Annotated in this window: 8 protein-coding genes; 6 read left to right on the forward strand and 2 right to left on the reverse strand. The window is 56.1% G+C overall.

The annotated features are described in order from the left end of the window. Window positions 1-55 precede the first annotated feature (55 nt). From Enr13x_RS08025 to Enr13x_RS08045, 5 genes are all read left to right on the forward strand, one after another. The gene (locus Enr13x_RS08025; protein ID WP_145385533.1) at window positions 56-1,249 is read left to right on the forward strand and encodes a glycosyltransferase; all 1,194 of its coding nucleotides are present in this window, start codon (window positions 56-58) and stop codon (window positions 1,247-1,249) included. A 284-nt stretch (window positions 1,250-1,533) separates the two neighbouring features. Continuing rightward, on the forward strand, window positions 1,534-4,854 hold the full coding sequence (locus tag Enr13x_RS08030) for a hypothetical protein (protein ID WP_145385534.1): 3,321 nt from the start codon (window positions 1,534-1,536) through the stop codon (window positions 4,852-4,854). A 678-nt stretch (window positions 4,855-5,532) separates the two neighbouring features. Next, window positions 5,533-9,699 carry a DUF3857 domain-containing protein gene (locus tag Enr13x_RS08035; RefSeq protein WP_145385535.1) on the forward strand — a complete coding sequence of 1,389 codons (4,167 nt, stop codon included), beginning with the start codon at window positions 5,533-5,535 and terminating at the stop codon, window positions 9,697-9,699. 238 nt (window positions 9,700-9,937) lie between these two features. Next, entirely contained in the window at window positions 9,938-10,681 is a 744-nt protein-coding gene (locus Enr13x_RS08040; RefSeq protein ID WP_145385536.1) for a hypothetical protein, read from the forward strand. Window positions 10,682-10,730: 49 nt separating this feature from the next. Next, window positions 10,731-11,387 carry a methyltransferase domain-containing protein gene (locus Enr13x_RS08045; RefSeq protein ID WP_145385537.1) on the forward strand — a complete coding sequence of 219 codons (657 nt, stop codon included), beginning with the start codon at window positions 10,731-10,733 and terminating at the stop codon, window positions 11,385-11,387. A gap of 219 nt (window positions 11,388-11,606) precedes the next feature. Here Enr13x_RS08045 and Enr13x_RS08050 read toward each other — a convergent pair whose 3' ends face one another. Beyond that, the gene (locus Enr13x_RS08050; protein ID WP_145385538.1) at window positions 11,607-12,638 is read right to left on the reverse strand and encodes a nucleoside hydrolase; all 1,032 of its coding nucleotides are present in this window, start codon (window positions 12,636-12,638) and stop codon (window positions 11,607-11,609) included. Between the two features lie 360 nt (window positions 12,639-12,998). Between Enr13x_RS08050 and Enr13x_RS08055 the strand changes: the two genes are divergently transcribed. Beyond that, window positions 12,999-13,406, forward strand: coding sequence for an FHA domain-containing protein (locus Enr13x_RS08055; RefSeq protein ID WP_197455870.1), 408 nt, complete (start codon window positions 12,999-13,001; stop codon window positions 13,404-13,406). A 17-nt stretch (window positions 13,407-13,423) separates the two neighbouring features. On the opposite strand, the gene Enr13x_RS08060 is transcribed toward Enr13x_RS08055, so the two are convergent. Further along, window positions 13,424-13,813, reverse strand: coding sequence for a translation initiation factor (locus tag Enr13x_RS08060; RefSeq protein WP_145385540.1), 390 nt, complete (start codon window positions 13,811-13,813; stop codon window positions 13,424-13,426). Window positions 13,814-13,912 lie beyond the last annotated feature (99 nt).

Below are 13,912 nucleotides of genomic sequence, written 5' to 3' on the forward strand. Positions count from 1 at the left end.
GGCTGCCGCGATTGATCGATTTGAGACCTGCGCCATGAAGTGGTATGAATGGCGCATGAATATTCTATTTGCGTGGGAATGGGGCGCGGGCGTTTCGCATTTGGTTCGTTTCTGGCCACTCGCTGATCGGTTGCGTGAGCAAGGCCATCGGGTTGTGCTCGCCCTGCGTGACCTGACACACGTGGGGCAATGCTATAGCCTCAAGACGGTGCCACTTTACCAGTCACCGACGTTGACCGGATTCGTTTCCGCTAAGCGGGACTTCCCGCAAACCTTTGCGGATTTGGCTTGGAATTTGGGGTATGACTCGGTCGAGCGTATCGCGGCACAGGTCCAAGCGTATCGTCGCATCATGGTGAATGAATCCATTGAAACGGTGGTATCCGATTTCGGTCTCTCCGCGTCGATCGCGGCACGATCTTTGGGGCTCAGACGAATCCGAATCGGGACCGGGTTTGAGTGCCCGCCGTTGACGGCTCCATTGACGAACCTCTTGTATGCCGAACCGTCGCCACCGAGCTTGCCGGCCGACGATTCACTCGGTAGCCCCGAAAAAGCCGTCCTCGAAAACATCAACCACGCCATGAGGATCATTGGCGGGGGTGAATTCCACGCTTTTCGACAGGCAATTGGCGATGCCGGAAAAACTCTACTTGCATCCGTGGAGGAACTTGACCCGTACGCAGGATCACCCGAGCGTGAGTACTTGGGGACTTGGGACGTGTCCAACGGTCGGGCTCCGCGCTGGCCCGATTTGGACGGCCACAAAGTCATCGCTTACCTGAAACCGTTTCCTGCGCTGCCGGCTATCTTGCGTCAGTTGGTCGACCTTGGCTGCAACGTTGCCCTTGTGTCCGACGGAATTCCAGCGACATTGCTGCAATCGTTGGGGCCACGCGTCGTCCTGCAGGACGGACACGTTGACTTGCAGGCCGCAGCGCGCCAGTGTGATTTTGCGATTGCCAACTGCAACCATGGCATGAGCATCCGAATGCTGTCGTTGGGAGTGCCGATGATTGGGTTTCCCTCGTTCTTTGAACAACGCATTCACGCGGGTTGCTTGCGCGCTCATCGATTGGCAATCGCGATGAGTCCCAGCGCGCCCGAACGATTCGACGAAGCCGTTCGTCGTGCAACAAGCCCGGCCGCGAAGCACGCGGTCGGTCGATTTTCCGACAAGTATTCGGCAACGCTTCGCAACAGTTTGCATCACACTTGGATCACGCTTGATGCGATGATCAACGAGTGACATCCTGCCGACACCTTGCGCAGACAAACAGGCCGATCGTCGACGACGACTGCTATACAGGTGTCGGCCGCAGTGATTTCGCCTTCTAAAATTATCAACATTTTGCTTGCTTCTGTCGTGCAAATTGTTACGTTCGTGAAACGCAACGCGAACTTGGGGCAATCTTTTTCGTTTTGTATTGGTTGTTCCTAAACGCCAAATCTGTTGCGGAGTGTGTTGACCTTTTGTCGTTCAACATGCATTTCATCAAGAGCCATTTCACGTGATATAAAGGGGCGGATATCATGCGTAGGAAGAATCTGTTTGCGAGTAAGTTTTCGTCGAAGCGTCGTCAACGCAAACTGGTCGATCGAAAACGACATCTGATCATTCAGACGTTGGAGAATCGGCGTGTCTTGAGTGCCGAGGGGATTCCATCCAATCCGCTCAGTAGCGATGCGACGGATTTTGAATTGGAGTCCGGGTATCGTCTTTATCAGCACGAACAATATGACCGAGACTTCTTTAATCTCAGCGATTTTGCGAAAGATTTTCGTGAGTTGGAAAACAACCGCGGAAATGAACTCGATCCCGATACGATTTACCCGGAGTATTGGGAATACACGGATCGAATCCCGGATCTCGATACGCTGACGTTGGAAACCGGTCCCCAGGCTTCGGAGTTTGCGTATTGGGGATCAAGCTATTACGCACAGTGGCCGTCCAACCAGCCCTCGCCGGCCGTCGGGTCAAAGGTCGGCTTGTATTCGCGTGATGGAATGGACCCGATGGGAACGTATGAACCATTGGACTTTTATTACGGACCGTCAGCGGAAGCCTATGGCCGAATGGCCGACGACTATGACTTTTCCGAATGGTTCTTGGACCCCGAGTCGATTAAGCATCTGTTTACGCAAGTCGAGGGCTGGCATTCGGATCCGGAGTACTTTGTCCCCAGCGGTTCGACAGGAACAACGGTGACGTCGGGGACAGTCAACGTGACCGAGACGATATCGTCGAACAAAAGCATTGACTACGTGATTCCCTGGTCGTTGACCGTCACTTACAGTTCGTCGGGCGGCACGTGGTCTTATTCCGAATCATTGGTCTTAACGAATTTTCAAATCACCACGTCATGGGATTATGATTTCGAACCCTACGGTTATGAGGTCCCAGACCCGAACGACGGATATGGCATCGAGTACTACTACGCCGATCCCTACGGCGGCGGGCTGTTTGATACGGCACTCGGAACAGCCGGACCGCCGCCCAGTGGACTACCAGGCGTCGTGGATCGCGACCTGGTTCAGTCCGGGGATTACACGTTCAATTTCGAGAGCAATGGATCAGGCTCGAGTGTGAGTGACTTTAGTTTCGAGGATATCTATGACGACGGGTATTCCGATACCTACGATGAAGATTTTGACCCCGCGACACTCCCCTACGAAACCGAAACGCACACGTACAATTACCTTGCCACTGCCGATCGCAGCCAGACCGATGAATTTGCGGTCACGATGCCCAGCGGCGGGGATCCCTATGGCGGCGGGGATCCCTACGGGGGCGGTGATCCCAAGACCTATACCGAAGTTGGAACGCTCAGCTGGTACGGAGACTTTGACAACCTCGTCACCTCCTCATGGGAAATCGATGTCGTCGGTGAAGAATCCTCGTTCATTGACTTGGATGAATACTCAACACTCGATGAGCACCTGTCGATCTCTTCCACAACGCCCAGCACACTGAATTACTCGGGAAGCGGCGAATTGACTGGTACCACCGGATACTACACAAAAATAGGGACGCGGAGCGAAAGTGGTCAGGACCAACGGACCTACACCATGGATCACACTGGACATCTGGATTACCAAGACCGCTTGGATCAAATGACCAGCGACAGCTACGATGCGGCCACACGGGATGAATGGTGGGATGAAGAAGCTGATCTGGCATTCGCCGAAACTTTTTCACGCAGTATCACGCTCTCCGGCAGTACTTCCACCGTCGTCAACAACACCACCGGTTCGATCGACGGAGATTATTGGACCGAAGGGACACACGCGTTGGATTGGCACGATCACCAGGACTATGGTTCAGGAATCGTTCGGAATGTCTATTTTTCCGAAACGACACAGGATCATTCTGACCCGAACGCACATGTCGCGCCCGAAGTCAGCGTGGATGTCACAGCACGTGTCGAAACCAACTATGACGACCAAACCACACAGGTTTTCGACAGTTACGGCAACGAAACCTCTCGGACCGGAGTCTACCAAGAGGACGGAGACGCTTGGCTGTTGCGACGACTGGAAATGGACGGCGATTTGAGCATGACTGGGTCCGGAAGCACCGCCACCTACACCATTGATGCGGATAGCCAACAAGAGTACTGGGCGGAGGACATGGAGGACTACTATCGCTATATCTTTGATGATTCGACGACACACCATTCCAACGGTTCAACCACCACGGTTGTCGACGAAGAGGGAGAAGCAGACGGCGGATGGTCTCGGGCGGCTGATAGCTACTACAACTGGGCTGCACACAGTGATTCACAAGATTGGGAATACAGCTTGACCGAATCTTCGGGCGCCAATCCCGGTGGCCTTGGAGGCGGAACGCTCTTTGAATGGCTGGAAGCCGGTGGAGACCCGAGCGCCCAAACGTGGTTCGGAGCAGGCACACCGATTCGACAAGACGACTGGGTCTATTGGTACGACAATGACACCACCGTCGATCGGAATTCCAGCGGTACCATTACCGGGCGAACCGGGACGATTAAGACCGACATCATGGATCCCGACACCGATAGCGATACGATCGACGGTGGAACCACAAGGTCGCCTGCAGGCACCATCGTGCACCAAGTTGACAGTCAAAACGGCGGCAGAGATCAGTACTATTGGAAAACCACCGACTACGAATGGGATCCCGCCGGATCCACACGGATCACCTACAAAACGAATCGACTGGACCAGCACGACGAGGATTTTGTGATTGACGTGGCAAACAGTCTCGCCACCTACACCTCGGGTAACAACCGAACCTATGTCGTCAACGAAGAAGGCGAAACCCATCGAGACAACCTGTTCGAAAATGATTCGCTGAGCAAGTGGTATCACTCGTCGGGAACCGATACCATCGACACCGAATCGACCCGCGTGGTGACTGGCGATTGGTACTACGATGACTACTACAACACCCAAATCAGCAGTGGAGCCACAACGCTGACCGGTACGTTGCTGGATTGGGGGAATAGCTTCGCATCGTTTACCGAAGATTGGGACCACGGTTCGTCAAACGGGATGCAATACATCGGTCACGGTTATGCATCGGCGGACATCAACTACAGCTACACCACTGCGATCACAACGCCGAGCGATCCCTACGGTGGAGGATCTGGTACACCGGAGGCATCCGTCTCCGGGTCGACAACCGATGCCGGTGGGTACAACTGGTCGGAAACGGGGTACGACAACAGTCCCTACGGTGGACCTCCTTCTACCATCGGTGACAGTTCCAGTTGGTCGGACACCTATACCGACAGCGAATTCAACGATGGCCCGCGCTCCGGTCGCGAGCGAAAGTTTGCATGGATCTTTCGCCTGATCCGATTCAGGGACTAGCACGCACGATTGGCAAAGTGCATGCCGCCGAGTGAACCGACAGGTACAATCGGCGGCATGATCCACATCGAATGCCGCGGCCAACCGCCGACCTCTCGATCCAAGTTGGCGCGGGCACAGGATGGAGATGCGGAAAGCTGAAAGCAACTGGCCCACGTCCACGTGCGCACCATCTATCTTTGGTGCCACCCACCAATCCTGGTGCTATCTTTGGTGCCACCCACCAATCCTGGACGGCAGCGAGAATCTGCATGCCTGCTAGCAAAGCAGCAGGCAGGTCACACAGATTGAGCATGGTGGGTGGCACTTTTCACCAAGCAAAGCAGCAGGCAGGTCACACCGATTGAGCATGGTGGGTGGCACTTTTCACCCTACTTTTCACCGCTTTTCACCCGGGTGGCACTTTTCACCCATGTTTCTTCGGCCGACCAAGTAAAGCGTTCGTGCCGATGGTGTCCGCTTCAACACCCGTCTAGCACGGACTGCCTGCACCTCGCTAATATAGGGGGGGCTTTGGGTTGCGTGGCAAATGAACCGGCAATGCGATCATCCCTGCGCCTCCTTGGTTAGCCTACGGAGTCGATTTGTCCGTCGTGATTCACGGTTTCGACTTTGCCTATTCCACGCGGGTTCACAAGAACCGATCTTCGAATGTCCTAACTTTCCACGGCAACATCAATGTTCTTAAGCAAGACAGGTTTGTTCGGCGTTTGTTGGTTCGTCTTGGTTGCTCCGGCGATATCGCACGGACAATCGATTTGGTCCGAAAAGCCATTCTCTGTGCTTGCCAAAGATGCGATCGCTGATGCAAACGAAACGAAAGTAGGTGACGCCGCGGTTGAAATGCTGTGGGATTCGGGGAATTACGAATTTGACGCGCAAGGCCGCAAAACGGCGGTCGTGCGACAGGTTTACCAAATTCGAGAACGCTCAGCGATGGAAGGGTGGGGTGTGGTTCATGCAACTTGGGAACCTTGGCATGAAAAACGGCCGGTGATCCGCGCACGGGTGATCACGAAGGATGGTCATGTTTATTCGCTTGATCCGCAGACGATTGAAGAGTTTCGCATGCCCTCCAACGATTCACGAATCTTTACCGACCGCTACCTCGTGCGCGCCCCACTTGCCGGGATCTCGCCGGGTGCGATCGTCGAAACTCAGATCGTTTCGGAAGAAAAACGCCCGGTCGCGACAAGCGGCGGTCTCGTTCGCTTTTCATTTGCGACCGGGGTTCCGATCCGGCATTCGGTCGCATCCATCTCGATTCCCGAGGATCTCACGCTCAACTACAAGGTGCTTGGCCTAGACATTGAACCGACGGAGACCAGGAAGAACGGACGTCGAGAGCTTGTTTTTCCGACCGGACCTCAGCCGGCAATCTCGAGCATCGAAGCCTATTTGCCCGCTGATCAATCGCCCATTCCGACGTTGTTCGCTGGAACCGCAGTTTCTTGGTCCGATTGTGCGAACGAATATAGCGAGCTGGTTGACCAACAGATCAGCGCAGCGGCGAACGGTGCCGCCGCGTGGTCGCTCGATCTAACCGAGATCAGGAAGATGTCGCGTGAAAAAGCCATTCGAGCGTTGTCACAACAAGTGTTAAATGCTGTCCGCTACACCGGACTTGAGTTCGGCAGCAGTTCCTTCGTGCCGCAGCCTCCTTCGACGATCCTGCAACGTGGCTACGGCGACTGCAAAGACATGTCGACCTTGCTGGTATCCGGGCTCCGCGAGATCGGAATCGAATCCTACGTCGCGTTGCTTTCGTCGGGGACCGGTTTGGATTCCATCCCTGAGGTCCCGGCGCTGCGGGTTTTCAATCATGCGATCGTTTACATTCCTGGAGAACCGGATTATTGGATCGACTTGACGTCGCCTGAGACGCCGATCGGGAAAATACCCGCGAGCGATCAAGGACGACTTGCAATGATCGCCTCCGGCGAGACCACCGGGCTGGTCAGAATTCCGCTCGCCCCGTCGTCAGAGAATCATTCAATCTTCGAGCGCCGCGTAAAACTATCCGACGATGGCACGAATCGCATCACCGAACAGAATCGATATCGAGGCGTCTACGCGTCGTCAATGCGGTCCGTCGTGCAACAGATGGACGAGTCCCAGTTGGATCGCGTCTATCGCAACGCCGGTGTCCGTCGGTATGCAACGGACGACCTCGTCGACCTGGAGGTCGAATCGGGGGCCAAAGACGGGGAGTTCACGGTCCGCGCAACCTATGGGAACGCTCAAAACGTTGCGATCTCGGCTTCGGAAGCCGTCGTCGTTCTTGATCCGACCGAGGCCCTCAACAATCTTCCCGTGAGCTTCTATGCCACAGAATCCAAACAAGTGGAATCACAGTCCCAGGAGTCTGCCACGGCTGCGTCAAAGATTGAATCTCGGAAGTCGCCGCTACACCTGCCAATGCTGTTCCGCACGACGGTTCGCTATGAGATTTTCCCACCAAAGGGATTTGTGGCAAAGGAAGTCCCCGAGGACAAACGCATCGAATTCGGATCGGCGAGTTTCGCTCTGAACTATCGGTCTTCGAAACGGGGATCGGTCACTGCCGAATTCAAGCTTGACACCGGTGGCGGGCGTTTCACCGCTTCTCAGGTCAGAGATGCTTCGCGTGCGATTGCCGGACTCGCCGACACCAACGATCTCACGGCGTGGACGGTGCCGATCCGCTTTGAGAACCCGGCCGCAACGGACCTTGTCGGAGGCAATGTGGTCGAAGCGATTCGCGGCTATCACCAACTTGTGACACAGGATCCCAACACGGTCCGACTTCGCTGCGACCTGGCGACCGCCCTGCTGACCGCCGGCTTGGGCGATGCAGCCCTCGAACAGGCCCAGATTGCCGTTGAACTGGACTCCCAGAGTGCGGACGCATATCGAACGTTGGGAACAATTTATTCACATGACCGACTCGGCAACCTCTTTTACGGAGAGTTCTCGAAAGAGGCGGCGATCAAGGCGTTTGAAAAGGCGATTGAGTTGGAACCAGATGACGAAGCAACCATGTTGGGTCTCGCCAGTTTGTCGGCGCGGGACGCCGATGGTGCGATCTACGCGACACAGGAATCTGCACAGGCCGCCGCAGACAGCTTCACCAAACTCTATCGTAAAACGCCACAATCCGCTTCGCTCGACCTGACCCTGACGGCTCACCATTTTGCCGGAAACAGCGACGAGCTCCGCAGTCTCCTGAAGGAGGCGGCACCTTCTACGGTCCGCGATCTCTATGAACTCGTGATGCATACCATCGACGGCGAGTATTCCTTGTTCAAAACCCAGCTACAAGCCAAGCATCCCTCGCGAACGCAACAGCAGACGGTGCTGTCACGTCTGACCAATACGCTCGTCCTGTTGCGGGAGTACGAAGCGGCACGCCAGCTACGATCCGACGCCATGAGCCATCCAGTTCCCGCGGCAAATGGTGAAGCACTCGCCTTCGGATTGGACGAACTTGGAAGGATCGAGCAAGCGGATCTGCAAGGCAACGATCCGGAGAGCATCTGTAAACGGAGTCTCGTTGATGGATTGGCGTACGGGCAGTTCAGTACCCGATCAACTGATGCCTACGCAAATTCGAAAGATGATTTTAAGTGGCAGCGACTCGCCAGCCAACTTGAACTGTTTTTGGTCCAACGTCGGGCACTTCTCGTTGCGTGCGGAACTCCGAAGCCCACCGTGACCGATGTGATCTCGCTGATGACATTCGAAACGACAGGAGATGAAACGACAGGCTTCCGCGTTAGGGCGTTGCTGAAACTCAACCCAATGCACTACGCCGATTTCTTCATGGTTTCAACCCCCGACGGATTGCGACTGCTTTACCCAGGTGATGACGGCAAAAACCTGGGAAAGGCGGCGTTGGGGTGGTTGAAAGAAAACAATGAAAAAGCGGCCCGACAGTGGCTGGATTGGGCGTTCGATCGGCAGCGCGGCGACATCAGAGTATTCAACCAGTTCGCCGGCAGTCCGTTTGCCAGAATCTGGATCGCCTGCGACAAGAATGACCCGAAGAACATTGAAGTTGCGGCCGCCGCATTGGCAAGCGGCAGCGATCTGGCTCAAGAATGCCTCAAGACGCTGGATCGAACGCGTGATGGCTTTGGCGAGATTCAGCAACTCCAAATTGATCGGGCTCGTCTCCGCGCACTGCGTCAGTTGGGGCGGGACGAAGAACAGGCCGATCTCGCCTCCCGGATGGTTGATGCACACCCCAATGCCCCCGACCCGTTTCATGACTTGGCATCGTCGCTTCTCCGCCTCGGGAAAGCGAAAGAACTTGTTGAACGGGCGGATGCACGGCTGAAACGCATACCAAATGACGAACCAGCCCTGCTTGCGTTGGCATCCGCGGCTACTACGCAAGGCAAGTATGATGTCGCAGAGCAGTATTTGAGCGAGTTGGTGAACCTGCGTTCGCTATCACCGACCGGAAAACTGATCGCGGGAAGATTGTTGCTTTACCAACCAGGCCGTAAGTTCGATCAGGCTGAGGGCTTGCTTCGAAGCCTCGTCGCCGAATTTGGGTATCACGTTCCGTTTGCCGTGAAAACCTTCGCAGTTGCACTGGCCAGCAACGGAAAATACCAAGACGCGATTGCAATCCTGCGTAATTTGTCCGTTGCAACCGGTATTGAGTTGAATCGTTTAGACCGACTGACCCAGGGTATTATCGCTGAACGAAGCGGCGTGGCTGAAATCGCCAAACGCTACTATTCCCGCTGCGAACGAGACGATTTGGATGGGCCGACCTCGACCTACGATTTGGCACAGCTTAGATTGAAGCGACTAGAGGAATCGGTGAATACAACTCATGCCAGTGAAACTCCCTGACTTTGCGAAACAGGGCTTCAATTTAGTGCCACCGGCAAATGATGCCGGGCACCGTTGGACAAGCTGATCGCTAGCCAATCTGCGAGCGGCTCCGGAGATGTGCCGATGGCACCATTGAGCGATAATCACACCATTCATCGCATTCGCTCCTGACTCATAAGAGTTCGAGATGACTTCAAACGACCGTCCCCCGTCTGCAGTGAACCCCTACGCGACACCTGCGTCAGTCGCGAGCGAGTTGAGTCAGCTCCCAGCGACGCACCACACCAACCTGATCGCGAAATTTGGCGAAGCGAGCCGGCTTCTCTTCAACAATCTTGTTTTGTTTAGCGCGATCATTCTGACGGTTTGGTTGCCCGGAAATCTGCTGATCAACTACCTTGCCTACTACGTCTACAGCGAGGACGAGGTTGTCGATTTGATGCGCAGCACCATGTGGATCGAAGGGATCTTTGGCCCGATCTATATCGGTGCGATGGTCCATGTGCTGTGGAAACTGAAAACCGGAGAGTACGTAAGTTATTCGGAGGCGATCGGGGTGGGGTTTCGCAACTGGGGGCGACTGTTCGCTGCTCGGTTGGTCGCCGGCCTCATTGTCACACTGGGTTTCATTGTTTTCGTCATCCCCGGAATCGTCCTCCAAGTGCGTTACGCCCTGTTGGACTCAGCGGTGGTGCTTGAGGGTGCCGGCGCTCATCGTGCCGCGGTCAGAAGCACGGAATTGACCGTCGGCAGGCGCTGGCAGATTTTCTTTGCCGCGATTCTGTTCTTTGTCCCCTACTTGTTCCTGTCGTTCGCGATCTATTTTCCAGTCGATCTCTATCCGCAGTTGGACACCATGGCCACGTCGGTTGTCATGGACTGTATCCTGGACATTGTTTACGCAATCATCCAGATCGTGATGTTTCTGTTCTACTGGGAGGCAGTGGCAAACGAGACCTCGTCTACCGGACCCGCGCCGGGTGGGACGTCAATGGTCTAAGTGACGGAGTTGACGCTCTTTTGCGGTAAGATAGGGATGCCTGAAAGCAATGCCGACGATCAATTCGCCCCCGAGTGAAACTTGGAATCCGAACATGATGGCGCACTTCTTACTTTTTGTGCTCGTCGCAGCCGCCATCCTTGCGGAACCATGCTTCGTCGAAGCCGCCGAGCCGGCGCAGAGTTCTGAAGACACGGCGATCCACGTGCCGACGCCGCCTGATATTGTGGACAAGATGCTTGAATTGGCGCGGGTCTCCTCCGATGACCTGCTGTATGACTTGGGTTGCGGCGACGGCCGCATTGTCATCGCCGCCGCATCAACGTACCGATGCCGAGCCGTGGGTTACGACATCGACGCCAGGAAAGTGAAACAGTCCAAAGACAACGTCAAACGACACAAGCTCGAGACGCTGGTGCAGATCAAACAGCAGGATATCTTCAAGCTGGATCTGCGGGAGGCGTCCGTGATCACGCTCTACTTGCTGCCGGAGATGAACGACAGGCTCGTTCCTCAACTGAAAACCTTAAAAGACGGCTCACGAATCGTGTGTCATCAGTTCCCGTTCGAGGGCATTCGGTACGACCGGATGATCACCGTCAAGTCGACTCAAGACGGTGCGAAACACGACATCTACCTCTACACGCTGCCTTTCGACACGGTTCGACCTCCCCAGGCTTCGCTCGACCGTCCTGCGGGACGTTAATTGTCGAAGTGACGGATTTGATCGTAGCGGAAGGCGCCAAAACTTTTGCAGCGCGGGCCCTCTCTGGCGTTTGCTTGCTGCGCAAACGCCGTCTCTCCCTGAGGGAGAGAATCTAGATCGGTTGCCAAAAGCTGCCGTTCTACAATCGATCCTTCCCCAGGAGGGTGGCGCCGAACGCTGCGCGACCGCTGGCGCTGAGCGGAAGGTAAGGCAGCTCGCTCAATCTCTCGGCGGTTGGCTGACGAGCGCACGCTGGACTTCGATGACCCGAGCGGTCTGGATCGCGTTCATGGTCAGGTAGCGGTCGCGCCCCTGCGGGTCGGGCGTGAATCGGGTGAAGCCGTCATCGTCGACCGCGACCGTGCCGCGCCGGGAGAGGCCGAAATACTGGTCGTCGGGTCGCACGGCGTACAACACGCTGGTCAAATCCCACGTCGGCCGATCGTGGTTGGGACCACTGTGCAAGAGGTAGGCTTCGGGCACGATGTGATGGACGCGATAACGAAAGTCTCGGGCGATACTCTCGCGGGGATAGGGAGCGGCGATGCCGATCAGAAAGTCGCTCCAGACGACCGGCACGTCCGCGGGCCACTGCTGAGCGAATCGTTGCATCGACCCGATCCCGTTGCGGACGTTGGCTTCCAAGAAATGGGTGTCGCCGCGGACCGGTCGAAAGGCGCCGGCCATCACCGAAACCAAACGCACTTTGCGGCGCACCAGTTCGATGCCGGAGAGTGGGCTGATCGAATCCGCCGGCGACTCGATCAAATCAGCGAGGTTTGCTGCCAGTCCGACTTGCACCAAGGCGACACTTTGATCGGCCGCCTGGGACAACGTTTGACGCAGCACCGACAATGCATCCGGTGCATCGTCGGCGGAAACCAGGTCGTGGGGATAGCGAAACGTGTCATCGTCTTTTGCTTCGACCAAGTTCAGGTACTTGCTGTCACGGTGTTGGGCATCACGTGTCACCCCGATGGGGATATCCGGCCGTCCATAGAACGTGTTGACCGCGTCGACAAACGGTGCGGCCAACGGATTGATCTTCGAAACCGTCACCGCGGCGATCGTGCACTCGTCACGATCGGCCAACGTGTGCAGCATGGCCAGCGCCAGCACGTCGTCCACATCACCCGTGATGTCGGTGTCAAAAATCACAGAAACCGGTTGGTCACCCCGCGACACATTGGAGATGAGTGTGAGAAAAAACAGCACGCCCCAGGCGGGCAGGGATGACCAGGTGGTTTTCATGAATTCTTGTCGTGAAGGGTTGCAGGTGGGAATGGCGAAGGGGGACGACCAATCTACTCGGAAACGATTCGGGGTCCACCGCCTGTTCGGCAGGCGGCCGTTCGGCAAGCGGCGGGTTGCACCGTGAAAGACCGGAGGGCTCGCGCCCTGCCGCTAACAATGAACAGCCGTGCCGCGCGGCGTCGACGTCGGTGGCATTGGCCGGCGGGCAGGTTGGCTGCCAGCCAGCGGGCACGATTTTCGGCGTCTGTGAGTTTTCTGATGCAACTCAATTCGACGCCGGGCCTGCCATGGTGTAAATTTGCTACTGAGAACATTCAGGCGGATCCTTCTTTTCTTCTCTTTCTTGGAACGCTGCCGATGAATTACAAGTTTGTTTGGGTCGATACCGCCAGCGGCATCGACCGACAACAATGGGTCCTTTCCCCTCCGGTGACGATCGGTCGCTGTCCGACGGCCGAAATCACGCTCAGTGACGGTTCGATCAGCCGCAAACACTGCCAGTTTCTGATCGACCCTTACGGATCGCTCGTGGTCCGTGATTTGGGATCCAAGAATGGCGTTTACGTCGATGATCGACGCGTCGACAAGGCGGTCCTGTTGCCGGGCAGCGAGGTGAAGATCGGTGTGATCACGTTGCGCGTGGAAATGACCGACGAAGCGATCGACCAAATTGACGAGCCTGAATCCGCCTACGATCTGGAAGTCTTTGATCTAGGAGAAACGCAACCGGTGAAAATCATTCCGCCGACCGAAGATGTCGGCTGACGGCGCTGGGCATCGCGTCACCGGGCCGGTTTCACTTTGAATCCGAGTCCCGCCAATGTGCCGCGAACGGTGTCGGCGTGGTCGCCCTGGATTTCGATCAGGTCCTCTTTGGGTTTGACCGTCCCACCGCTGCCGCAGGCGGCTTGTAATCGGGTCAACACGTCTGGAAGGTCGTTCGCCCTGGCTGTCAAGCCTTCGACGACCGTTGCCTTGCGTCCGCCCTTGCGTTTTTGAACACTGATCCGGGCGGTTTGTTTTTCCGGAGGCAATCGATCGGCTTCGCGTTTGCGTTTCGCTTCCGCTTGTGCCTTTTCTTCCGGCGTGCAAACGCATTCGGATTCTGGTTTGCCGCAATCCTCACACTGGGGAGGAATATCGAACGGTGTGCCTGCAAAGAGCCTGGTCATCGCGATGGAAGCATGGATTGTCGGAGAGAGACGAAAGCCGCACTATACCATCGCGACGCGTCATTGAGTGCATGGCCGGTCCCGTCCAATCGAGCGGGA

The sequence above is a fragment of the Stieleria neptunia genome (genome assembly GCF_007754155.1).
In the GTDB taxonomy this organism is placed as follows: Bacteria; Planctomycetota; Planctomycetia; order Pirellulales; family Pirellulaceae; genus Stieleria; species Stieleria neptunia.